General features: G+C 73.0%; 20 protein-coding genes. 9 read left to right on the forward strand and 11 right to left on the reverse strand.

Annotated features, from left to right (window positions below):
- Positions 1–2: 2 nt before the first annotated feature.
- Genes PKE99_RS24740 through PKE99_RS24750 form a run of 3 tightly spaced genes read right to left on the reverse strand, consistent with a single transcriptional unit; the run spans position 3 to position 3276 of the window.
- The gene (locus PKE99_RS24740) at positions 3–1505 is read right to left on the reverse strand and encodes a TLP1 C-terminal extension domain-containing protein (RefSeq protein WP_037050138.1); all 1503 of its coding nucleotides are present in this window, start codon (positions 1503–1505) and stop codon (positions 3–5) included.
- Positions 1502–2275 carry a crotonase/enoyl-CoA hydratase family protein gene (locus PKE99_RS24745; RefSeq protein ID WP_037049886.1) on the reverse strand — a complete coding sequence of 258 codons (774 nt, stop codon included), beginning with the start codon at positions 2273–2275 and terminating at the stop codon, positions 1502–1504. The genes PKE99_RS24740 and PKE99_RS24745 overlap by 4 nt, the downstream gene beginning before the upstream one ends.
- A 41-nt stretch (positions 2276–2316) precedes the next feature.
- Positions 2317–3276, reverse strand: a complete 960-nt coding sequence (locus PKE99_RS24750) for a PDR/VanB family oxidoreductase (protein WP_063739823.1) — start codon at positions 3274–3276, stop codon at positions 2317–2319.
- 115 nt (positions 3277–3391) lie between these two features.
- On the opposite strand from PKE99_RS24750, the gene PKE99_RS24755 reads away from it, so the two are divergent.
- The 4 genes from PKE99_RS24755 to PKE99_RS24770 all read left to right on the forward strand — a co-directional run bounded on the left by PKE99_RS24755 (position 3392) and on the right by PKE99_RS24770 (position 7990).
- Positions 3392–4234, forward strand: coding sequence for a mycofactocin-coupled SDR family oxidoreductase (locus PKE99_RS24755; protein WP_037049888.1), 843 nt, complete (start codon positions 3392–3394; stop codon positions 4232–4234).
- 73 nt (positions 4235–4307) lie between these two features.
- Entirely contained in the window at positions 4308–5462 is a 1155-nt protein-coding gene (locus PKE99_RS24760) for an acyl-CoA dehydrogenase family protein (protein WP_197040771.1), read from the forward strand.
- A gap of 49 nt (positions 5463–5511) precedes the next feature.
- Positions 5512–6471 (forward strand): acyl-CoA dehydrogenase family protein, encoded by a 960-nt coding sequence (locus PKE99_RS24765; protein WP_051737908.1) that lies wholly within the window; start codon positions 5512–5514, stop codon positions 6469–6471.
- Between the two features lie 28 nt (positions 6472–6499).
- Complete coding sequence (locus tag PKE99_RS24770) at positions 6500–7990, forward strand: class I adenylate-forming enzyme family protein (protein WP_037049892.1); 1491 nt, start codon at positions 6500–6502, stop codon at positions 7988–7990.
- 69 nt (positions 7991–8059) lie between these two features.
- Here PKE99_RS24770 and PKE99_RS24775 read toward each other — a convergent pair whose 3' ends face one another.
- Positions 8060–8827, reverse strand: a complete 768-nt coding sequence (locus PKE99_RS24775) for an SDR family NAD(P)-dependent oxidoreductase (protein WP_037049894.1) — start codon at positions 8825–8827, stop codon at positions 8060–8062.
- A gap of 92 nt (positions 8828–8919) precedes the next feature.
- Between PKE99_RS24775 and PKE99_RS24780 the strand changes: the two genes are divergently transcribed.
- Genes PKE99_RS24780 through PKE99_RS24790 form a run of 3 tightly spaced genes read left to right on the forward strand, consistent with a single transcriptional unit; the run spans position 8920 to position 11844 of the window.
- Positions 8920–9732, forward strand: coding sequence for an enoyl-CoA hydratase/isomerase family protein (locus PKE99_RS24780; protein ID WP_037049897.1), 813 nt, complete (start codon positions 8920–8922; stop codon positions 9730–9732).
- Positions 9729–10727, forward strand: a complete 999-nt coding sequence (locus PKE99_RS24785) for an acyl-CoA dehydrogenase family protein (protein ID WP_156067849.1) — start codon at positions 9729–9731, stop codon at positions 10725–10727. The genes PKE99_RS24780 and PKE99_RS24785 overlap by 4 nt, the downstream gene beginning before the upstream one ends.
- Positions 10714–11844 carry an acyl-CoA dehydrogenase family protein gene (locus tag PKE99_RS24790; protein WP_037049901.1) on the forward strand — a complete coding sequence of 377 codons (1131 nt, stop codon included), beginning with the start codon at positions 10714–10716 and terminating at the stop codon, positions 11842–11844. The genes PKE99_RS24785 and PKE99_RS24790 overlap by 14 nt, the downstream gene beginning before the upstream one ends.
- A 59-nt stretch (positions 11845–11903) precedes the next feature.
- Here the strand turns inward: PKE99_RS24790 and PKE99_RS24795 are convergent, their stop codons facing one another.
- Positions 11904–12782 carry a FadR/GntR family transcriptional regulator gene (locus PKE99_RS24795; RefSeq protein WP_063739824.1) on the reverse strand — a complete coding sequence of 293 codons (879 nt, stop codon included), beginning with the start codon at positions 12780–12782 and terminating at the stop codon, positions 11904–11906.
- A 240-nt stretch (positions 12783–13022) separates the two neighbouring features.
- On the opposite strand from PKE99_RS24795, the gene PKE99_RS39060 reads away from it, so the two are divergent.
- Together PKE99_RS39060 and PKE99_RS24805 are read left to right on the forward strand one after the other, a co-directional pair.
- The gene (locus tag PKE99_RS39060; RefSeq protein WP_344741576.1) at positions 13023–13694 is read left to right on the forward strand and encodes a hypothetical protein; all 672 of its coding nucleotides are present in this window, start codon (positions 13023–13025) and stop codon (positions 13692–13694) included.
- A gap of 426 nt (positions 13695–14120) precedes the next feature.
- Positions 14121–14540: an LLM class flavin-dependent oxidoreductase gene (locus tag PKE99_RS24805; RefSeq protein WP_425566523.1), complete on the forward strand. Its 420-nt coding sequence runs from the start codon at positions 14121–14123 to the stop codon at positions 14538–14540.
- 539 nt (positions 14541–15079) lie between these two features.
- Here PKE99_RS24805 and PKE99_RS24810 read toward each other — a convergent pair.
- The 6 genes from PKE99_RS24810 to PKE99_RS24835 all read right to left on the reverse strand — a co-directional run bounded on the left by PKE99_RS24810 (position 15080) and on the right by PKE99_RS24835 (position 23240).
- On the reverse strand, positions 15080–15886 hold the full coding sequence (locus PKE99_RS24810; RefSeq protein ID WP_051737909.1) for a hypothetical protein: 807 nt from the start codon (positions 15884–15886) through the stop codon (positions 15080–15082).
- Positions 15883–17640 (reverse strand): choline/carnitine O-acyltransferase, encoded by a 1758-nt coding sequence (locus PKE99_RS24815; protein ID WP_037050151.1) that lies wholly within the window; start codon positions 17638–17640, stop codon positions 15883–15885. The genes PKE99_RS24810 and PKE99_RS24815 overlap by 4 nt, the downstream gene beginning before the upstream one ends.
- A 13-nt stretch (positions 17641–17653) precedes the next feature.
- On the reverse strand, positions 17654–18478 hold the full coding sequence (locus PKE99_RS24820; protein ID WP_037049906.1) for a HalD/BesD family halogenase: 825 nt from the start codon (positions 18476–18478) through the stop codon (positions 17654–17656).
- 102 nt (positions 18479–18580) lie between these two features.
- Entirely contained in the window at positions 18581–19516 is a 936-nt protein-coding gene (locus PKE99_RS24825) for a 2Fe-2S iron-sulfur cluster-binding protein (RefSeq protein WP_037049909.1), read from the reverse strand.
- Positions 19513–21348, reverse strand: a complete 1836-nt coding sequence (locus PKE99_RS24830) for an NAD(P)H-dependent oxidoreductase subunit E (protein WP_037049912.1) — start codon at positions 21346–21348, stop codon at positions 19513–19515. The genes PKE99_RS24825 and PKE99_RS24830 overlap by 4 nt, the downstream gene beginning before the upstream one ends.
- The gene (locus PKE99_RS24835) at positions 21348–23240 is read right to left on the reverse strand and encodes a molybdopterin oxidoreductase family protein (RefSeq protein ID WP_081924523.1); all 1893 of its coding nucleotides are present in this window, start codon (positions 23238–23240) and stop codon (positions 21348–21350) included. The genes PKE99_RS24830 and PKE99_RS24835 overlap by 1 nt, the downstream gene beginning before the upstream one ends.
- Positions 23241–23261 lie beyond the last annotated feature (21 nt).

Consider the following 23261-nt stretch of genomic DNA (forward strand, 5'->3'; position numbering starts at 1 on the left):
GCTCAGTCCGCCAGCGTGAACAGCCGGCGCTCGCCCTCGGTGACCACCCGGCCCGTCCGCCCGATCGGGTCCGACTGCGGGTCCACCAGCGCGGCGAGGGTCGACCGGTCCGACTTGGACACGCGCACCCCGGTGCGCGTCCCGGCCGGGGATCGGCCGATGACGTAACCGCGGGCCGGGTTGCCCTCCCGGTCGAACTCCACCGTGAAGGTCTCGATCTCCAGCGGGCCGGTGAGGGTGTCGTCGACGGCGACCGGGCCGTGCTCGTCGGCCGCGGCCGTGGACCAGCGGAAGTCCTCGACGGGCTCACGGTCCAGGACCACGGCCGCGTGCTTGGTGAGGTACTCGCCGTTGGCGTAGACCAGCCCGGTCCTGCCGCCCTCGCGCAGCCGCCGGACGACCGCGACCAGGGCGTGCGCGGAGTAGTTGTTGTGCGCCCCGCCGAAGGAGGTCAGGCCGCCGGTCGCGGACAGCTCGCGGTCCCGGTCCAGCCCGAGGTGCAGCGCGCCGAGCTTCGGCACGATCGGGAAGCAGCTGTAGAGGTCGACGACGTCGAGCGCCTCCGCCCGCGTGCCGGCCGACCCGAGGACGGCGTCGAGGCTGCGCTCCAGGCCGGGCGAGCGCCCGTAGGACTCGCGCTCCAGGACGTCCTCGCAGTCCTCGTCGACCGCCGCGGCCCGCAGGTACACCCGTTTCTCGACGGGGACGCCGAGCCGGTCGGCCGCGGCCGGGCTGGCCAGGATCACCGCCGCGGCCTGGTCGACGCGGTTGAGCGCGTTCATCCACAGCGGGTAGGGGAAGCAGATCATCCGGTTCTTCGGGCCGACCTCGGCGATCTGTTCCGCCGTGAGCGCGTCGGTGTTCCACGCCGCCTCGTTGCCGGCGGCGATCTCGCTGAACCGCGAGTACATCTCGGCCGACCAGGCCTGCGACTCGGCGAAGCTCTGCCCGAGGTCGTGGCGCAGCCGGTTCTCCCACAGCGGGTAGATGCGGATCGGGCCGACCAGCCCGAGGTCCCACATGCGTTCGGTGCCGCCGGTCGCCCGGGTGAACGTGCCCGGCCCACCGGGGGTGTGGCTCCAGTTCTCGGCCTTCTCCGGCTCCTTCACCGCGCCGAGCAGCTCCACCGAGGACTGCGCCTCGCCGCCGCACACCACGGCCAGCTCGGCCTCGCCGGTGGCGATGGACCGGGCGAGCTCGGTCAGCACGGCGACGGGCTGGTGCCCGCCCACCTCCGACACCGAGGTCTTCGCCCGCCGCGCGCCGACGGCCTCGGCGACCGCCGCGCCGACGTCGTCGTAGTTCCAGGAGACGACCTGGACCACGCCGAGGGCGTCGACCTCGCCGAGCGCGCCCTCGGGCAGCCCGGCGTCGTCGGCGGCCGCACCGATCGCCCGCCGGATCAGCTCGACCGGTTCGAGCGCCCGGGCAGGGTCCTTCTCGCGGTTGTTGCGCAGCTGCCCGACGCCGATGACGACGACCGGACCGCCGGAGCCGCCGCTCACCGACCGCTCCACACCGGGTCGCGCTTCTCCACGAAGGCCTTCATGCCCTCGGCGAAGTCCTCCGTCTCGCCGGCGGCGCGGACCACCGCCCGGTTGCGCTCCCAGGCCTCGTCCTCGTCGACCAGGTGCGTCGCCTCGATCATCAGCTGCCGGGAGAGCTGCACCGCGACGGGCGCGTTGACCGTGATCCGGGCGGCCAGGGCGCGCGCGGCCTCGAGGGCCTTCCCGGACTCGGCCAGCTCGTTGACCAGCCCGAGCTCGGCGGCCCGCTCGGCCGGATAGGCGTCGCCGGTCAGCGCCCACTCCATCGCGACGGCGAAGGGGATCCGCCGGCCGAGCCGGAACAGCCCGCCGGCCCCGGCCACGACCGCCCGCTTGACCTCGGGGATACCGAAGGTCGAGCCGCGCGAGGCGACGACGAGGTCGCAGGCGAGGGCCAGTTCGGTGCCGCCGGCCAGCGCGTAGCCGTCGACGGCGGCGATGAACGGCTTGCGTCGCTCGCGCCGGACGAACCCGGCGAAGCCGCCGCGCTTGGTGTGCAGCGTCTTGACCCGGCCCTTGCCGATCTCCTTGAGGTCGCCGCCCGCGGAGAACACCGGGGGGACGCCGGTGAGGATGCCGACCCAGATCCGGTCGTCCGCCTCGATCGCGTCGACGGCCTCCTCGATCCCCTGCGCGACCTCGGCGTTGACCGCGTTGCGGGCCTCCGGGCGGTCGATCGTGATGACCGCCAGGTGGTTCTCGGGTTCGGGCTCGAATCGGACTCCCACGCGCTTCCTCCTACTCGTGCGGTGAATCGGGTGAGCGGCGGTCAGATGTCGAGGACCAGCCGCGGGCAGGCCGCGCGGGAGACGCAGATCATCATCGTCTCGTTCGCCGCCTGCTCCTCGGGCGTCAGCAGCGAGTCGCGGTGCTCGGGGGTGCCCTCGAGGACGACCGTCTCGCAGGTCCCGCAGGTCCCCTCGCCGCACGACGACGGCGCGTCGACTCCCGCCTCGGTGACGACGTCGAGGATCGACCGGTCCGGCGGAACCGTCAGCGTCAGGCCGGACTGGGCGAGCTCGACCTCGAACGACGCGTCCCCGATCGGCCCGAGCGTCTTCGGCGTGAAGCGCTCGAGGTGCAGGGTGCCGGCGGGCCACGGGTCCGTCAGGGCCGTGACGGCGTCGAGCAGCGGCTCCGGGCCGCAGACGTAGACCAGCGTGTCGGCGCGCGCATCGGCGAGCAGTGCGGGGAGGTCGAGCAGACCGTGGGTGTCCTGCGGGGTCACGGTCACGCGGCCCCCGCCGAGCAGCGCGAGCTCCTCGCGGAAGGCCATGCTCGACAGCGTCCGGCCGCCGTAGAGCAGCGTCCACTCCGCGCCCGCGCGCTCCGCCTCGCCGATCATCGGCACGATCGGCGTGACGCCGATGCCGCCGGCGACGAAGACGTAGCGCGGCGAGGGCTCCAGCGCGAAGTGGTTGCGCGGGCCGCGGGCGCGCACCTCGGCGCCGACGTGCAGCTTGTCGTGCACGAAGCGGGAGCCGCCGCGGCTCTCCGGCTCCAGGAGCACGCCGATCCGCCAGACGTCGTGGCGATCGGGGTCGCCGCACAGCGAGTACTGGCGCGACAGCTCCGGGGTCAGCTGCAGGTCGATGTGGGCGCCGGGATCCCAGGCGGGGAGGTCGCTGCCGTCCGCGGCGCGGAGATCGAGGACGATGACGCCGTCGGCCGCGTCGACCCGTTCGGCGACGACCAGGTCGACGTCCACCTCGTCATGGATGCTGCGCACGGACTCCTCCTCGGCGGCGAGCGGGGGTGCGGCAACGTCGTTTGACGGGCCGGAACCGCGATCCTAGCATCTGCACAATCTTTACCAGTATTCATCGAGGTGTGGAGGCGCGGACATGGCGGACGACGGGCGGGGCGATCTGCAGGACCGGGTCGCCTTCATCACCGGGGCCGCCCGCGGGCAGGGGCGCTCGCACGCGCTGACCCTCGCCCGCGAGGGCGCCGCGATCGTGGCCGTCGACATCTGCGCGCCCATCGCGACGGTCCCCTACGCCCTCGGGACCGAGGAGGACCTGGCGGAGACCGCCCGGCTGGTCGAGGCGGCCGGCGGCCGCTGCCTGACGGCGCACGCCGACGTCCGGAACCGCGAGGAGCTCGTCGCGGCCGTCGAGAAGGCGATGGCGACGTTCGGACGGCTCGACGTCGTCGTCGCCAACGCCGGTGTCGCCCAGGGTCTGCCGGAGACCGAGACAACCACGATCGACGAGATCTGGGCCGACTACATCGCCGTCAACCTCACCGGGGCGTGGAACACGCTGCAGGCGACCCGGGACGCGCTCGTCGAGGGTGGCCGGGGTGGCTCGATCGTGATCATCAGCTCGACGTCCGGCCTGAAGGGCACCTCGCGCGGCGACGTCCGGGCCGACGCGTACACGGCCGCCAAGCACGGGCTCGTCGGCCTGATGCGCGCCTGGGCCAACGAGCTCGGGCCGCACGGCATCCGGGTCAACACGATCCACCCCACCGCCGTCGGTACTCCGATGGTGGAGAACCCGGCCATGGGTGCGTGGGTGGAGGCGAACAAGCACCGCGTGGCGGGCGGCTTCAACGACGCCATGCACCGCGGGCGGATCGGGCTGCAGGACGTGTCGGAGGCCGTGCTGTGGCTGGCCTCGGAGCGCTCCGGCGCGGTCACCGGCGTGACCCTTCCGGTGGACAACGGCTTCGTCATCGCCTGACCAAAGGCAGTAATACTTGTAAAGATTACTTGTTCATGTCACGCTGCTGTGGTCTGACGACGGAGGTGTGACGGTGGAGTTCTCCGACTCCGAGAGCAGCGCAGCGCTGCGTGCGGAACTGCGGACCCTCGTGCGCGAGCACGTGCCGCAGACCTTCCTGGGTGCGTTCACCCGCGACCCCAAGGACCTCGAGACGGCCCAGGCGTTCTGCCGGCTGCTGGCGGAGAAGGGGCAGCTCACCCCGGCGTGGCCGGTGGAGTACGGCGGCTCGGCCTCCTCGCAGTGGGACCAGGCCGTGATGCGCGAGGAGATGTGGGGGCACTTCGAGCCCCGCGGCGCGCAGTACATGGGCGTCAACTGGGTCGGGCCGGCGATCATGCGGTTCGGTACCGACGAGCAGAAGCGCGAGCACCTCAGCCGGATCGGGGCGGGCACGGTCATCTGGTGCCAGGGCTTCTCCGAGCCCGAGGCGGGCTCGGACCTCGCCTCGTTGCGCACCGCCGCGGTCCCGCAGGAGGGCGGCGGCTGGCGCATCGAGGGCCAGAAGGTCTGGACCTCCTACGCCACGATGGCCGACTGGTGCTTCCTGCTCGCCCGCACCGACCGGGACGCGCCGAAGCACAAGGGCATCACGGTGTTCCTGGTGCCGATGGACCGCCCCGGGATCAAGGTCGTCCCGATCGAGGCGATGGTCGGCCCGCACCACCTCAACGAGGTGTTCTTCGAGGGCGTGCCCGTCACCGAGGCGGACGTCCTCGGCGAGGTCGACGCCGGCTGGTCGATCGTGCGCGAGGCGCTGGCCTTCGAGCGGGTCGGCATCGCCCGCTACGCCCGCTGCGACCGGCTGCTCAACATGGCGCCCGCAGCACTGGGCGACCGCTGGGAAACCCTGCCGGAGGAGCTGAAGGAGCGCTGGGCGACCGCGCTCATCCACGTCCGCCAGGCGCGGCTGCTGGCCTACCGCGTGGTCGAGAAGATCGAGGCCGGCGCGGTCGACCCGGCCGATACGGCGTCGTACCGGATCGCGGTGACCCAGACCGACCAGGAGGTCGCCGAGGTCCTCATGGACATGCTCGAGGAGCGGGCGGTGGGAGCGGCGGACCGCTCCGACCTGTTCGCCCGCGCCGTCGACGACCACTGGCGCTACGCGCAGGCCGCGACCGTCGCGTCCGGGAGCATCGAGGTGCAGCGGCTGCTGCTCTCCCGGTCGCTGCTGAAGACGAAGTGAGCGGAGCGTGCGGAGCGAACGAACAGCACCGAGCGGGGAGAACGCTGCGATGAAGACGGAGCTCACCGACGACGCCCTGGAGCTCGGGCGGGTCATGGACGCCGCGCTGGCCAAGGTCGGTGGCGCCGACCTCGCCCGTGCCGCCGAGGCCGGCACCGGGATCGACGAGGTCACCGGGATCCTCGACCAGTTGGGCCTGTGGGACCTGCGGCCCCGCGAGTCGGCGGAGGACGGCGAGGCCGCCGCGGCCGCGTGCCGGTCGGCCGGCCGGGTCGCCCTGCCGTATCCGGTCGCCGAGCGGCTGGCCGCGGATCCCGACGCCGGGTTCGGCGCCGTCGCCGTGGCGACCGGGCCGGTCGCTCGGGTCAACCTGATCAGCCTGGCGCCCGAGCTGAACTGGGTTGTCTCCGACGGTCGTGCCCGCCGCGCGCCCGTCGTCTCGGCCGGTCCGGCGCTCGGCACGAAGCTTGGCCCGCTGGTCAGCGAGGTCGAGCTGGGCACCTGGGAGTCCGACGACTCCGCGCCGCTGGCCCTGCTGCTGCCCTGCTGGACGCTGCTCGGGATGCTCGAGTCGGCGCTCGACAAGACCCGGCAGCACATGCTGGACCGCAAGCAGTTCGACCAGCCCATCGCCTCCTTCCAGGCGCTGCAGTTCCGGCTCGCGGACACCACGACCACGCTGCAGGGCTTCCAGGAGCTGGCCAAGTACACGCTGTGGTCGGTGCTGAGCGGGCAGCCCGGCGCGGCCGTCGACGTGCTCGCCTGCCGGGTGTCGGCCCTGGAGACGGCCGAGACCGTGTTCCGCACCGCCCACCAGATGCACGGCGCGATGGGCTTCTGCGACGAGGTCGACCTCAGCTGGCTCTCCCGGCACAGCCAGGCGATCCGCCGGCTGCCGTGGGGGCACTCGCAGACCCGCAAGCGGCTGCTCGACGGCATGGCCACCGTGCCCTTCGCCGGCCTGTACGGCGACGGCCTGGTCGGGGCCGGGGACCACGCCCTGCTCTGATCACCGCTCACGAGGAAAGACGAAGTCCGTGAACCTCACTCTCCTGCTCGAGATGGCCGCGGACGCCGCCGGCGACCGCGTGGCGGTCGGCCGCGCCGCGGACGGCGTCACCTACGCCGAACTGCGCGACCGGGCCGCCCGCGTCGCCGGCTTCCTGCACAGCCGCGGCGCGACCCGGCTGGTGCAGGCGGGCCAGAACAGCGACGCCCTCCCGGCACTGCTGTTCGGCAGCGCGCTGGCCGGCGCCACCTTCACGTCGGTGAACTACCGGCTCACCGACGAGCAGCTGCGCGCGGCGCTGCAGCGGTGCAGCCCGGCCGTCGTCGTCCCCGACGAGCGGACGGCCCCGCGGGTCGCCGGCATCGACGGCCTGGACGCGTGCCCCGGGCTGCTCGCGCCGGGGGACCTCACCCCGGCGGAGGTCGTCCCCGATCCGGCCGACGACGGCGAGGGCGTCGCGATCGCGCTCTTCACCAGCGGGACCAGCGGTGCACCGAAGACGGTCCTGCTGCGCCACCGCAACCTCACCTCCTACGTCCTGGGCTCCACCGAGTTCCTGGGCGCGGAGGGGGACGAGGCGGCGCTGGTCAGCGTGCCGCCTTACCACATCGCCGGGATGGCGTCGGTGCTGTCGAACGTCTACCTGGGCCGGCGGATCGTGTACCTGCCGCAGTTCGACGCGGCCACCTGGGTCGAGCTCGCGAAGGCCGAGGCGATCACGCACGCGATGATCGTGCCGACGATGCTCGGCCGGATCCTCGACGTCGTGGAGGAGACCGGAGCCGACCTGCCGGCGCTGCGGCACCTGTCCTACGGCGGCGGGCGCATGCCGTTGCCGGTGGTGCGCCGCGCGCTGGAGCTGCTGCCGCGGGTCGGGTTCGTCAACGCCTACGGCCTCACCGAGACCAGCTCGACCGTGGCGCTGCTGGGTCCCGACGACCACCGCGTCGCCTACGCCAGCGACGATCCCGCCGTGGCGGCCCGGCTCGGCTCGGTCGGACGGGCACTGCCCGGTGTCGAGCTGCAGATCCGGGACGTCGACGGCACGGTGCTCCGGCCCGGCGAGGTCGGCGAGATCGTGGTCCGCGGCGAGCAGATCGCCGGCGAGTACGAGGGCAAGGACGCCAAGGACCCCGACGGCTGGTTCCCCACCAACGACCACGGGCGGCTCGACGCCGACGGGTATCTCTTCATCGAGGGCCGGGCCGACGACGTGATCGTGCGGGGCGGCGAGAACCTCAGTCCCGGCGAGATCGAGGACGTCCTGCTCCAGCACCCGGACGTCGAGGAGGTCGCCGTCGTCGGTGCACCGGACGTGGAGTGGGGCGAGACGGTCGCGGCGTTCGTGGTGCCGCGGGACGGTCGTGCCATCGAGGCGGACGAGCTGCGGGACTTCGTCCGCGCCCGGCTGCGGTCGTCGAGGACGCCGGCGCTGATCGAGTTCCGGGAGGCGTTGCCCTACAGCGAGACCGGCAAGCTCCTCCGCCGGGAGCTGCGGCGCGGGTTCGCCACCACGTGACCACGGCCGCCTGAGAACGACGACGGGCCGCCCGGATCTCCCGGGCGGCCCGTCGCGCGTCGGTGGACCTCAGTGCGCGGTCCAGCCCCCGTCGACGACGAGGGTCTGGCCGGTGACGTAGCTGCTGGCGTCGCTGCACAGGTAGAGCAGCGCGCCGTCGAAGTCCGAGACCTGCCCGTGGCGGGGCAGGATCGTGTTGCTCAGGATCCACTCCTGCACCCGGCGCTTGTGGATCACCTCACTGGTCATCTCGCTCTCGAAGAAGCCGGGGACCAGCGCGTTGACCCGCACCCCGTGCGGGCTCCACTGCGCGGCCCACTCGCGGGTGATCGCCTCCAACCCGCCCTTCGACGCCGCGTAGGTGGCCTGTGGGAACCAGGCGATGCCCGCCCGCGCGACGATCGACGTGACGTTGACGATCACGCCTGCGCCCCGCTCCTTCATCGACGGGTAGATCCGCTGCGCCAGGGTGATCGGGGCGACGAGGTTGACCGCGAGCGTCTGCGCGATCTGCTCGGGCGTCTCGTCCTCCGCCTTCGCCCCGCCGGCGATGTACGCGGCGTTGTTGACCAGCACGTCGATCGGGCCGAGCCGCTCGACGGCCGTGTCCACCAGGCCCGGGAGCTCCTCGGTCCGCGCCAGGTCGAACGGCAGCGGCACGCAGCCGTCGTTCTCCTTGGCGATCTCCTCGCACAGCTCGGGGCGGCGGCCGACGACGCCGACCGTGGCCCCGGCGGCCGCGAGGGTCTCGGCGAAGCGCCGGCCCAACCCGGCCGTGGCGCCGGTCAGCAGGACCGTGCGCCCCTCGAGGGAGAACAGTTCGGCGGCGGTCGTCATGGGCGTGCTCCTCGGGACGGCGACTGGCGTTATCCTTACATATCTTGTAAAGATAGCGGAGTAAGCGACCCCTCGGCGAGGAGAGGCAGCGCATGCCCGACACATCCGCCTACGACACGGTCCTCGTGGACCGGGCGGACGACGGTGTCGCCACCGTCACGATCAACCGCCCCGAGGTGCTCAACGCCTTCAACGAGCAGATGCGCCGCGACTTCGCCCGGCTGTGGGCCGAGCTGCGCGCCGATCCTGCCGTGCGGGCGATCGTGCTGACCAGTGCCGGGGAGCGGGCCTTCTCCACCGGCCTGGACACCACGGAGCGTACGTCCGGCTCCGACTCGCCCTGGCTGGACACCGCGGCGCCGTGGGCCGAGTCGGAGGACCCGGGCCGCGAGCTCGGACCCAAGTCGAACGAGGTGTGGAAGCCGGTCGTCGCAGCCGTGCGCGGGATGTGCGCGGGCGGGGCGTTCTACTGGATCGGCGAGTGCGACATCGTGCTCGCCACTCCGGAGAGCACCTTCTTCGACCCGCACGTCACCTACGGCATGGTCGCGGCCCTGGAGCCGATCAGCCTGAGCTACCGGATGCGCTACTCGGACGTGGTGCGGATGGCGGTCATGGGTCTGCACGAGCGCGTGACGGCCGAGACGGCCCGGGAGTCGGGCCTGGTCAGCGAGGTCGTCGAGGCGGAGAGCCTGCTCGACCGGGCCCACGAGCTCGCGGCGACGATCGCGAGCCAGCCCCCGGCCGCCGTGCAGGGCACGATCAAGGCCCTGTGGAGGTCCCGCGACCTGGGCCGGGAGCAGGCCATGGCGTCGGCGCTGATGTACACGCAGATCGGCAACCCGATCGGTGTCGACGGACTGGACTGGGCCGCGGCCAAGCCGAAGAAGTGGACCGCCCGATGAGTGCCGCGACGCTGGTCCCCACCACGGCACCGGACACCGAGGAGGAGGCCGACCTCCGCGCGACCGCCCGCGACATCGCGCGCCGCTGTCGCGACACCGCGGGGGAGGACCACAGCGGGTGCTGGTCCGCGCTCGACGGCGCCGGCTTCACCCAGCTCCGCGAGGCGGACGAGGACGGCTCGCCGCTCGCGACCGCGACCATGACCGCGATCGTGGTCGAGGAGCTGGCGGGCGCGGTCTGCGGCGCGCCGCTGGTCGGCGCGCTGCTCGCCGGCGAGCTGGCGCGGCTCGCCGGGGCCTCCCTCGACGCGCCCGCCACCGTGCTGCTCACCGAGGACCTCGCCGGGCTCACCGTCGACGGCACCGGTCTCGCCTGGGACGCCGGGCCGCCTCTCCGGCACGCGCTCGCGCTGTCGGGGCACGACCTGCTCGTCGTCGATCTCGGCGACCCCACCGGGACGCAGGACCTCTCGCGGTCGGTCGCCCGCCCGTCCGGCGGCACCCGCCGGCTGGCCGCTGGCCCCTCGGCCGACGCGCTCGGGCGCTTCGGCTCCTTCGCACGCCTGCTGCTCGCCGCCGACCTCCTCGGCACGGCCGGGCGGCTGTTCGCCGACGCCGTCGAGTACGCGAAGCAGCGGATCCAGTTCGGCGTGCCGATCGGGTCGTTCCAGGCCGTGCAGCACCTCTGCGGGCGGGCGTACGCCGAGGTGGAGGCTCTGCGCAGCGCGGTGATCACCGCAGCGTGGGCGCTCGACGCACACGCGGAGCACCGGGAGACCTCGCTGGTCGCCAAGTCCTACGCCGCGCGGACGGGCGTCGAGATCGTCGAGCACGCGGTGCAGGTGTTCGGCGGCGTCGCGATCACCTGGGAGTTCCCCGCGCACCGGCACCTGCGCCGTGCGCTGCTCGACGCCGAGGTGTTCGGTGGCGCCGAGGCCACCGCGGACGCGCTGCTCGCCCTCGTCGACCAGGAGGCCACCGATGGACCTGAGTGAGAGCCCTGAACTGGTCGCCTTCCGCGACGGGCTGCGGAAGTGGCTGCGCGACAACGTCATCGAGCAGGGGGCGGACGAGCCGCGCGGCCTGTTTCTCAAGCGCTGGCACCAGGTCCTGTTCGCGGGCGGCTGGGTCGGCCTGTCCTGGCCGACCGAGTACGGCGGCCGCGGGCTGAGCAACGTCTACGACGTCGCGCTCAACGAGGAGATCGGCGCCCTCGGCGCGCCCGACGCCCCGCGCATCGGCTACATGGGGCGTGCCTTCCTGCAGTGGGGGACCCAGGAGCAGCGCGACCGCTACCTGCCTCGGCTGCTGAGCGGCGAGGACTACTGGTGCCAGGGCTTCAGCGAGCCGAACGCGGGCTCCGACCTCGCCAACCTCTCGACGCGTGCGGAGCGGACCGGCACCGGCTACCGGATCACCGGGCAGAAGGTCTGGACGAGCTACGCCGAGTACTGCGACTTCTGCATCCTGCTGGCCCGCACCGGAGAGTCGGGTGGGCGGCACAAGGGCGTCTCGGCGTTCGTCGTGCCCATGCGCTCGCCCGGGATCGAGGTCCGGCCGATCGTCGCCACCACCGGCGAGTCCGAGTTCTGCGAGATGTTCTTCGACGGCGTCGAGGTGCCCGAGGAGAACCGGCTCGGCGCCGAGGGCGACGGCTGGCCCATCGCGATGATGACCGTGGCGTACGAGCGGGGCGCGGCCGACGTCGGCTACCTCTCCAAGTTCGGCGCGGCGCTCGGCGAGCTCCGCACCCTGCTCGGCGACCGTCTGCGGACCGACGCGGCGGTGCGTCGGCGGGTGGCGGACCTGGAGGTCCGGTTCCGCATCCTCACCACGCACGTCCGGCGCCGGCTCGCCGAACGCGACCTGGCCGACACCCTGCCCGGGCCGGAGATGTCGGTCGACAAGATCCTGATGACAGAGGTCGACCAGGCGCTGCACCGCGCCGCCATCGACCTGCTCGGCGCATCGGCCGTGCTGCCGGCGGAGTCCGACGCGGCGGGGGAGTGGATGCGCCGCTACCTCTACTCGCGCGCCGCGTCGATCTACGGCGGTTCCGAGCAGATCCAGCTGAACCTGCTGGCCCAGCGGGTGCTCGGGCTGCCCCGCTGAGCTCGCCGGCGGGGGCACGCCCGGCGGGTTCGCCGCCGGGGTCCCCCGCTGGGGGGCGGTCAGAGAGCGCTGGCCCAGCTCCGCGCCGGCTGCGCCTCGAGCTCGTGCAGCCGGGCGATCTCGGACTGCCGCGCCGTCTCGTCCCGCAGGCCCCGGACCGCACGCGCCGACGAGGCGTCGACGACGCGGTCGCCGAACTGGGACAGCATGTTCTGCTGCGAGGCCTCGAGGTGGGCGCGGGCGTACCGCTCGGCGCCCGCCGCATCGGCGTCGAAGATCTTGTCGGCGATCCGCCGGTGCGCGGCGAGCACCTGCTTCTGTGCGTCGACGGTCGGGTACCGGCCGAGGTCGGTCGCCTCGTGCGCCCAGGTCTCCTCCTGCGTCGACCAGATCGCGACGAGGCTGCGCACGATGATCCGGGTCGTGGCGACCGGGGTCTGCGCGACCACGAGATCGTGGAACTGGCGGGCCCGGTGGGTGAACGCCGGCCCGTCGCCGATGACCTCCTCGGTGAGCCGGAGGTTGCCCTCGACCAGCGGGCGGAGGGCCTCGCGGGCCCCCTCGTCGGTGGCGCAGGTGGCCGCGCAGGCCGGCTCGAACATGAGGATCGAACTGCCGAGATCGCGCAGGTGGACCTGGTCGCCCTGTAGCGCCACCCCGATGGAGTGCGACACCGAGCCCCCGTCGGGCATGTGGATGAGCGCGCCGCCCGCCTTACCGCGCCGGACGGTGATCAGGCCCTCGCCCTCGAGGATGCGCAGTGCCTCCCGCAGCGGAGGGGCGCTCACCCCGAACATCGCGACGAGATCGTCCTGCTTCGGCAGCAGGCCGCTGGTGTGCACGCCGTTGAGGATCTGCTCGCGCAACTCCGAGGCGATGAGCTCGGCCAGCCGCGGCTGCACTCGAGCGCGCCGGGACAGACCCGGGGTTTCTGCCATGCTGGATCCCATCCGTCGGCCGCGAAGTCGATTCCTCGATAAGTTTACACTGATGAGCGGGAGACGGGCCGTGAACTGCGGATTCCGCCCCGGCGGGTCCTGTCCTCCGTTCCGGTGATCCACAGTGGTCGGCCCGGGGCGAGGTGCACGAGATGTCGAACGGCCGGCCCGGCGCCCAGCGTGTACGCCGCGGTATCAGTGGGGCCGCGTCGCGATCAAATTCGCGGACCTGGTGTGTGCGTGCAGGTACTCGTGGAGCGGTTGCGAGAGCAGGCGTGCGACCGTGAGCAGGTCGCGGTGGCGTGCAGCGAGATCGTGGCCGAGCAGTGGCTCGTGGTGAGCGACGCGGTTGCGCAACTCGTGGAGCCGTCGGACGGGTTCGTCGACGGCACGTCGGTCGGTTCCGGGTCTGAACGCCGTGTGCAGTCGCGGGACCCAGAGGTCGTCGTGATGACGGCGCGAGGAGAGGTAGCGCCAGAAGCCGAACCCCAGTTCGGCGATGACCTTGCCCGGTGGGACGTCGTGCGCCCGCGTACTGCGGCGGGCGTCGTTCACTGCGGCATCGAGGAGCCGCCGCGAGGTCGCGTTGGCGTCGTAGCGTCTGCCGTTGGCGGCCTTTCTCGTCTGCGGCGGGAAGTGGCGAGCGGGCTCGAAGACCCAGTGCGGTCCGTCGGGCTGATCGCTACCGGTGAGGGCCCGGTCGTAGGCGTTGCGCAGCGCGACTTCGAGGTGCCCCAGGTCGTGGTGGAAGGCCGAGGAGAGCGCCGCGTTCCATTCGTAGAGCTTGAGTGCGCCGTCGCGATCGCCCTCGGTCGCAGCGAGGTAGACGGCAAAGCGCGGGGAGGACAGCCAGTCCTCGACCAGCCATCAGCCGTCATGCCTGACCTCTCACGAGCGCGGGTGCTATCCTGATGAGCGAATAGCCCCGGATGGCCCCTGACCTCTTCGGTCATGTCACCGGGGCTTTGATCTTGGCACGGCCCAGGATCGTGGCGGCTCTGACCGTGGTGGGTCGCGAGTTCACAGCGACCTCCCCGCGGTGACGCCTCGAGTGTTGCCAAGGTCCGCGCCAGGCAACTCGCCGTGGAGCCACTCGTGGGCCACGGGGGATCTTGGCAGTCGAGGGGTCACGGGTTCGAATCCCCTCAGCTCCACCCTTCCTGATCAGCCCGGACACCCAGTCCGGGCTCTTCTCGTCTCCGGACTCTGTCACCCCGAGAGCCGCGGGACGACGTGGTGCTCCGGTTCGCGTGATCCCCGGATCCAGGTCACATCGTCTCCAGCGCCGGGCGGGCACGATCGGGTCTCTCGGTCGTCGAAGGGGAGGCAGTGTCGCCCATGAAGATCGGTCTGCAGCTCTCGGAGTTCCGCGTGCCCGGCGGGCCGCCCGCCCTCGCGGCGGACCTGCGGCGGGTGGCGGTGGCCGCCGAGGACGCCGGGTTCGCGCGGCTCGCGGTGGCGGACCACCTCTGGCAGATCCCGGCGAACGGATCCGCGGAGAGCGAGATGCTCGAGGCGTACACGACGTTGGGCTACCTCGCGGCGTGCACCTCCCGGGTGGAGCTGCTGACCTGGGTCAGCGCGGTGACGTTCCGCGAGCCCGCGCTGCTCGCCAAGTGTGTGACGACGCTGGACGTGCTCAGCGGCGCCGGGCCTGGCTCGGGATCGGCGCAGTTTGGTACGCCGAGGAGGCGCGCGGGCTGGGCCTGCCGTTCCCGCGGACGGCCGAGCGGTTCGGCCGGCTGGAGGAGACGCTGACCACCGTCGCCTGGGGCGACCGGGACGGCATCGTCTCGCTGGACCACGGCGGCGGCCGAACGGATCCCCGGCGCCCGATTCGAGATCGTCGACGGCGCCGGCACCGCCCCCGAGGGCCCACCCCGCACGACCGCCAGGTATGTGCGGAGGCCGACCGGTAGGAGGCTCGTGAGGGGGTTCGTGGAATCGGCGACCTCGCCGGCTGAGCAACGGGCTCTCCGGGTCAGGGGGGTCGGGGTCGTCGAGGGTCATGCACGTGACTGAGGCGAGCACACCGGCGACGGTGTAGACGTCCCATCCGGTCACGGCGTGCCACCTCTCGAGCCGGTACTTCGCGCTGCTGGGGGGCCGGCAAGGCGGGACAGGCGATCGTGGTTCGCGAGGAGATCACCCGCACCCTCATCCTGCTCGGCATGGCCGACGGCGCGGATGGTGGACCGCTCCCACCTCCGTCCCGCGACCGGCGGTCACCTGATTCAGGACCGGATCGTGGCGTACTGAGCCCACGCCGCCTTCCCGGCGCCGGCTCACACGCCGGCTCAGGGGCGCGGGCGGCTGATGTAGCAGTCGGCGTGGAACCAGCCCGCGGACTCCTTGCCGGTCGGGTCGAGGCCGCGGGAGCGGACGTCGGCGATCGCGGCGGCCTGTTCCGCCGCGTCGACGAAGCGGCGTTGGCGGACGGTGCCGGGCAGGCGGTGGGTGGCGAGCCCGTGCGCGTCGAGCACGCCGGTGATCTCGTCGTAGTCGAAGACGCGCAGCACGAACGCCACCACCCGGACGTCCGACGGCAGGTGGGCGAGGAGGCGGGTGAAGGTCGGCGGGCCGACGTACCCGACGCCGCCGGTACACACCACCGTCCCCACCTCGGGGAGTGCGGCGGCGAGCCCGGGGGAGGGATCGGCGCGTTCGAGGTCCTCGGCGAACCCGCGGTCGAGCAGCCCGGCCCGGGACGCGTAGCGGACGGCGGGGGCGGAGGCGTCGAGGCCCAGGACGCGGACGTCGGGGCGGTCCTCCCGGACACGGAAGAACGCGGCGTCGGCGGCCGCGAGCGCGCCCGGGGACAGCTCGGCGAGAGCGGGGTTGGTGTAGCGCGCCGCGAGCGCGCCGAGCCCCACCGAGGTGCGGAGCAGCGCCGCGTTGGTGCCGTAGGAGCAGCAGAGGTCGAGCACGGTCCGTGCCCGTGGATCCCGGCCGGCCGCGTCGATCTCCGCGCGGACGACGGGCAGGGCGTGCGCGGGGACCTGGTACTCCAGCGGCGCGAGGGCCGCGAAGTAGGCCCGCGGGTCGGGCGCGGTGTAGATGCCGCTGAAGTCGGCTTTGGACGTCACGGTCCGCGCCGGGGTCATCCGGGGGCCTCCTCTCCGGCGAGGAGGGTGTCGAGCTCGGCCACGGCCTCGCGGAGGCGGTCGGCGAAGACGTGCATCCGGTCGGCCACCGCGGACGGGGTGGCGAGGTAGACGTCGAAGCGGTCGTGCTGCAGCCCGTACCCGACGCCGATGCACGTGGGGCTGGTGGAGCCGAAACCGAAGTACTGGATCCGGGGCGAGGGGACGGAGCTGGTGGAGAGGTAGTCGTCGCGCAGGATCGTCCATCCGGGACTGTCGAAGAACGGCAGCGCCGGGCCGCCGCGCCGGCGCTGGATCCACTGGAGCTCCCAGAGGTGCTGCTCGGGGGCGTACCCGGCCTGGCACTCCTTCGCCCGGCGCACGTGGGCCTCGGCGGCGGCGCGGAAGGCGGCCCGCCGCACGTCGTCGTCCGCGGCCGGGTCGGTCATCACGTCGGCGAACGCGACGACCTCCGGGGTCACCACGCGCATGGCCTCGGTGCGGCCGTGGTGGAAGCGGCGCATGGCGATCGACTCGTAGGTCGCGCCGGTGAGGCCCTTGGCGCGGCGGTGGGCGAGCTGGAAGGCCAGCTGGGCGAACGCGTCGGGGGAGCAGCGCAGCTCCTTGGCCCGCCTGCTGGTGAAGCCCTCGATCGTCAGGGTCGACGTGGCGCAGGCCGCGGCGAAGTCGGCGAACCCGGATGCGGCCCGGGCGATGTCGGCGCGCAGGGCGTCGTCGAGCCGCCAGCGGACGGGCGTGACGGCGGCGGGGCCCGCGCCGGGGAGGTCCGGGGTCGGTGCGCCGAGGATCGCGTCGACGTAGCCGATGACGGTGGTGCCGTCGAGCTCGCAGTGCTCGCCGTTGAGCCCGGCCGTGCCGTCGCCGAACACGATCAGCGTGAGCGACTTGTCGAACCAGCGGTTGCCGGAGTCACCGTGCAGGAGAATGTCGCACGCCTCGCGAGGCTCGGCCGGAAGGGCGTCCTCCAGGGCGATGCAGAACAACGCGGTCTCGATCGTCTCGAGGACGTCCGCGTTGTGCTCCCGCAGCGCGTCGCGGCTCTCCGCCCAGGCCGCGCGGGCCTTGGTCGTGAGGCTCCCGACGCCGTCGCCGCGCTCGGCGGTGGCCGTGACGACGGCGTCAAGGCCCTCGGCGATCTCGGCGGCCGAGTGCGGCGTCCCGTCCGGCGCGATCACGTCGAGCCGGACGACGTGGCCGCGGTGGAACACCACGACGTGCCGCTCGGTCGACGGTCCCGGCCAGGCGGCGGTGTAGGGCGTGCGGCTGGCGTCGATCTCGCGGCCGGGGATCCGGCAGGCCGAGAACAGGTACTTGAGCTGCTCCATCGACAGCGGCGCGCCGCGCTGGGTCGCCGGCGGCACGGCCTGGGCGTCGATGGCGAGCTTGTACGCGACGGTGGCGGCCGTCAGTTCGGCGGCGCGCTCGATCCGGCCGAGACCGGGAGCGTCCTGGAAGAGGAAGAAGAAGTTGGCGTTGAGCGCGATCCGGTCGCGGCGGCCGAGGTAGCGGGAGCGCCAGAACGCGTCCAGCCAGCTGTGCACGCCGGGTGTGGCGTCGTAGGCGCGCAGGGCGGCGTCGAGCTCCGGGGCCTCGGCGGCGAGGAACTCGTCGAGGGCCTTCTCGGTGCGGGCGCGCTCGTCGTCGGTCAGCAGGGGGGCGCACCACTCCAGGAACCGCCGGGCCGTGTCCTCGAGGGAGGGCAGCGGCACCCGCGGCAGGGCGTCCTCGTTGCCGAAGGTCAAGGGGGAGAGGATCACCGGGAGTCCTTCAGATCAGGAGCCGGTCGACGCGGCCGGCGCCGGTGGGGACCGAGTGGGCGGCGGCGACCCGGCCGAACAGCTGCCGGGTCCGGGTCGCCGTGCCGACCACCCCGGGCCGACGGCTGTAGGCGAGGATCGCGGTGTGCCGGTCCCGGCCGCCCTCGACCGGGCTGACCCGGTGCAGGGAGTACCGGCCGGCGAAGAGCTGGAGGTCGCCGGGGCGCAGGTCCAGGGTGCGGACGGCCGTGTGGTCGCCGTCGAGCACGGCGGAGACGGCGTCGAGGTTCTCGGCCTGCGACGACCGGATGCCGGGGCAGTACTGGAACGCCCCACCGGCCTCCGCGGCCTGGGTGAGCAGGCTGACGGTGAACTCGTTGGTGTCGAAGTGCCAGGGGTGCTCCCGACCGGGGACGACGACGTTGAGCACCAGACCCGACAGCGGGTCGGCGAGCGCGAACACCTCGGGCAGGCCGAACGCGGCGGCGACGAACCGCTGGACGGCCCGGTCGCGGTGGAGCCGCTGGATCAGCGCGTCGGCCGGGATCCGGTCCCGGGCCACGAACGCGTTGCCCCGCTGCATCAGCCGGTGCGCCGGGTGCTCCGCCGGGAGCGCTGGGTCCGGGGCGGTGTTGTAGACGTTGACGATCTCGGTCTCGTGGTGGGCGCGGGGAGCCAGGGCCCGGCCCTCCTCGCGCAACGCCTCGACCTGCCCGGCCCGCACGAACCCCGGCAGCACGCAGCACCCGGACTCGCGCAGATCGGCGCGCACCCGGTCGACCAGGGCCGGGTCGTCCAGCGGATAGCGATCGGTGTCCACGATCGTCGGGTCCACGCGGCCCCACCCTTCACGTCGTCGTGCGAGCGTCGGTGTGCGGAACGTAGCGGCTCGCCGGGTGGGCCAGAAGTCTCCGACCGCAGGGTCCCGGGGCGGCGCTCAGGCTTCGGGCAGGTTCTGCACGTGCTGGAAGCCGAAGCGGCCCTTGATGCAGAGGTGCCCGTGGGTCACGGAGTGGTCCGACGGGCTCGTCACGTTGACGATGCTGCCCTGCTGGACGTGCAGCTCCAGGTTGCAGCCCACCCCGCAGAACGAGCAGATCGTGGTGGTGACGGTCTCCGACTCGGGGTGCCAGTCCCCGTCCTCGCGCAGCTCGTGCTCGCGGACGGACTTCAGCGCGCCCGTCGGACAGACCCCGATGCAGTTGCCGCAGTACACGCAGGCCGAGTCGGGGAGCTCGCCGTCGTACTCGGTGGCGATGTGGGCGTCGAACCCGCGGCCCGCGGCGGAGATCGCGAAGGTGAACTGCGCGTCCGTGCCGCAGGCCTTCACGCACTTGTAGCAGAGGATGCAGCGGGCGTAGTCGCGCACGTAGAGGTCGTTGTCGACCTTGACCGGCTGGGCGACGTTCGCCGCCGTCGACCCGTCCGGGACGTGGTGGTGACCCGGCCGGCGACCCGCGCGGTCCTCCTCGGCGGGGGCGGGCGGTCCGTACCGGTCCGGGTCGACGCCGTACTCGACCATCCAGCGCTGCACGTCCGCGCTCGCCTGGGTCATGTCGGTGGACGAGGCGAGCAGCTCCAGCACCATCCGGCGGCTGTGGCGCACCTTCTCGGTGTCCGTGCGCACGACCATGCCGTCGTCGACCTTCCGTGCGCACGACGGCACGAGCACCCTCGAGCCCTCGACCTCGACCATGCAGACGCGGCAGGCGTTGATGGGCGTGAGGTTCGGCGCCCAGCACAGGGTCGGCGTCTCGACGCCCTGCTCACGCAGCACATCGAGGATCGTCGATCCCTCGGGGACGCGGAGCTCGCGGCCGTCGACGGTGACGGTGACGAGTCGGGAGATCGAGCCGAGCAGCACGGTCGTCACAGCAGCCCCAGTTTCAGTGCGGACATGACGGCGGCCGGGGCGGTCTGCCCCAGGCCGCAGATGGACGCGTCCTGCATGACGCGGGCCAGGTCGTCGAGCAGCATCAGCTCCGGGCCCTTCGCGGCGCCCCGGGTGAGCCGCGCGAGCGCCTCCTCCTGACGGACGGTGCCGACCCGGCAGGGCACGCACTGCCCGCACGACTCGTCGCGGAAGAAGGCCGCGATCCGGCGCAGCGTCCCGGTCAGGTCGGCCTGCGTGTCGAACGCCAGCACCACCCCGGAGCCGAGGGTGGCGCCGATCTCGCGCGCGGCCTCGAGCGTGAGCGGGACGTCGAGGTGCTCGGGCAGGACGAACCCGCCCGCCGCGCCGCCGAGCAGGACGGTCCGCAGCTCCCCGCGCACGCCCCCGGCCAGCTCCAGCAGCTCGCGCAGGGTGGTGCCGAACTCCACCTCGTAGACGCCGGGTGTGGCGACCGCGCCGGACACGCAGAACAGCTTGGTGCCGGTCGAGCGGCCGCCGCCGACCCCGGCGAAGGCCTGGCCGCCGACGGCGAGCACCGGCAGGACGTTGTACAGCGTCTCGACGTTGTTGATCACGGTCGGCTTGCCGAACAGCCCGCTCGTGGCGGGGAACGGGGGCTTGTTGCGGGGCTCGCCGCGGTGGCCCTCGATCGAGTTGAGCAGCGCGGTCTCCTCGCCGCAGATGTAGGCGCCGGCCCCGCGGCGCAGCTCGATGTCGAAGCGGAAACCGTCCCCCGCCACGTCGTCGCCGAGGTACCCGTGGGCCCGGGCGGTCGCGATGGCGTGTTCCAGGCGCCGCGTGGCGAGGGGGTACTCGCCGCGGATGTAGAGGTAGCCGCGCTCGCAGCCGGTGGCGAACCCGGCGATCGTCATGGCCTCGATCAGCCCGAACGGGTCGTACTCCATGAGCACGCGATCCTTGAACGTGCCGGGCTCCGACTCGTCGGCGTTGCACACCAGGTAGTGCGGGCGGCTCGGGGCGCGCGCGACGCCGTCCCACTTGACCCCGGTCGGGAACGCGGCCCCGCCACGCCCGGTGAGCGACGAGTCGGAGACCTCGCGGATGACCCGCTCGGCGCCCATCTCGACCGCGCGCCGCAGCGCCTCGTAGCCGCCGTGGGCGCGGTAGTCGTCGATGCTCTCCGGGTCGACGACGCCCACCCGGCGCAGCAGGGTCAGCTGCGGCTGCCCGGCCTGGGGGACGCTCACGGTGACGTCGGCGAACGCGGCGTCCGCGGACGGGACCTCCGCGGGCTCCTCGGTCGCGATCCGGTCCAGCTCCGCCCGCAGACCCCCGATCGCGGCGGGCGCGACGCTCACGTCCGGCCGCTTGGCCAGCTGCAGCATCACGGCCGGGGCCCGCTCGCACAGGCCCAGGCACGGGCTGCGCACCCAGCAGACCTCCTTGCCCTCGCCCTCCTCGCCGAGGTCCTCGGCCAGCCCGGCGATGACGTCCTCGGCGCCGGCCGGGGCGCACGCCACGTCGTCGCACACGTGCACGACGTGCGGCGCCCGCGGCGTGACGCTGAACATCGCGTAGAACGTGGCGACGCCGTACACGTCGGCGGGCGGCACCGACAGCACCCGGGCGACGTGGTTCAGCGCACCCGGCGTGAGGTGCCCGACCTCGTCCATCACCGCGTGCAGGGCCGGCAGCAGGATGTGCCGGCGGCCCCGGGCGGCGTGCCCCGAGTCGGGGAAGCGCACGTCGGCGCCCGGCAGGTCGTCGGGCGACCGGTGCGCGGCGAACGCCGCGTCGACGGCGCGGCGCTCGGCCTCGGTCGGCGCGGTGCCGGACAGGCGCAGGTCCATCAGATCTTCTCGATGCGGATCGCCGTCGCCTTGAACTCCGACGTACCCGACTTGGGGTCCCACGCGTCGTTGGTCAGGACGTTGATGTCGACCTCCTCGGAGAAGTGCGGCGTGAACGACGCCAGGCCCGGCCGCAGGGACGGGTCGAACGCCACCGGCGCCTCGACCGCGCCGCGGCGGGACACGACCCGCACCCGTTCGCCGTCGGCGATGCCCAGCTCCGCCGCGTCCCCGGCGTCCATCCGCAGCGACTCGCGCCGCCGCATCGGCGAGGAGTACCCGCCGCTCTGCACCCCCGAGTTGTAGGCGTCGAGGATGCGGACGGTGGTGAGCCGGATCGGGAAGTCCTCGCTGAGGACGTCGAGCGGGGCGGCGTGCTCCACCGGCATGAACGGCGCCAGGCGGCCGCGCTCCTCCGGGTTCTCGGCCCACAGCCGGGTGTGCAGCGTCGGCGTGCCGGGATGGTCCTCGTCGGGGCACGGCCACTGGATCCCGCCGAGCGCGTCCAGGCGGGCGTAGGACATGCCGGCGTGCCAGTTCAGGGACAGCGACCGCAGCTCGTCCCACACCTCCTCGGCGGTCGGCTCGCCCCAGGCGTGCCCCATCCGCTCGGCGACGCCGCAGATGATGTGCGAGTCCGGGCGGGCCGACCCCGGCGGGTCGAGCGCCTTGCGGACGCGCTGGACGCGCCGCTCGGAGTTGGTCACCGTGCCCTCGTACTCGCACCAGTCCGCCGCGGCGGGCAGGACGACGTCGGCCAGCTCGGCCGTGGCCGTCCGGAAGATGTCCTGGACGACGAGGTGGTCCAGGCCCTCCAGCAGGTGGCGGGCGTGGGCGGCGTTGGCCTCCGACTCGGCCGGGTTCTCCCCGATGCAGTACAGCGCGCGCAGCGTGCCCGTGTCCATCGCCTCGAAGATCTCGGACAGGTGCATCCCCGGCTTCGGCGAGATCGGCACGCCCCACGCCCGCTCGTACCGGGCCCGTGCCTCCTCGTCGCCGAGGTCGTAGCCGCCCGGCAGCTTGGCCGGGATGGCGCCCATGTCACCGCCGCCCTGGACGTTGTTCTGCCCGCGCAGCGGCACCAGTCCCGACCCGTAGCGGCCGACGTGCCCGGTCAGCAGCGCGAGGTTGATCAGGGCGAACACGTTGTCGGCGGCGTTGTGGTGCTCGGTGATGCCGAGCGTCCAGCAGATCTGCGCGCGGTCGGCGCGGGCGTACGCGTGCGCCAGGCCGCGGATCAGGTCGGCGTCGACGCCGGTGATCTCCTGGGCACGCTCGAGCGTGTAGGGCTCGACCGTGGCGCGGTAGTCCTCGAACCCGGTCGTCGAGCGCTCGACGAACACCTCGTTGACCAGGCCGGCATGGATGATCTCCCGCCCGATCGCGTTGGCCAGCGCGACATCCGTGCCGACGTCGAGGCCCAGCCACCCGTCCGCCCACTGCGCCGTGGACGTGCGCCGCGGGTCGACCGACCACATCCGGGCGCCCTTCTTCAGGCCCTGCAGGACGTGGTGGAAGAAGATCGGGTGCGTCTCGCGCGCGTTGGAACCCCACAGGACCAGCAGATCGGCGTCCTCGGCCTCGACGTAGGCCGACGTCCCGCCACCCGCTCCGAACACTGCCGTCAGACCGACGACCGAGGGAGCGTGTCAAGTGCGGTTGCAGGAGTCCACGTTGTTGCTGCCCATGACCACCCGGGAGAACTTCTGCGCGACGAAGTTCATCTCGTTCGTGGCCTTGGAACAGCTGAACATCCCGAACGCCTCGGGGGCGACGCCGCGGAACCCGGCGGCGGCGCGGTCGAGTGCTTCGTCCCAGCTCGCCGGGCGTAGCACGCCGTCGGAACGGACGAGCGGCTCGGTGAGGCGGACGTGGCGGGGGCGGCGCGGCATCGGGCGACCTCCTGCTCGGAC

It is taken from the genome of Pseudonocardia halophobica (assembly GCF_027922425.1).
Lineage (GTDB): Bacteria > Actinomycetota > Actinomycetes > Mycobacteriales > Pseudonocardiaceae > Pseudonocardia > Pseudonocardia halophobica.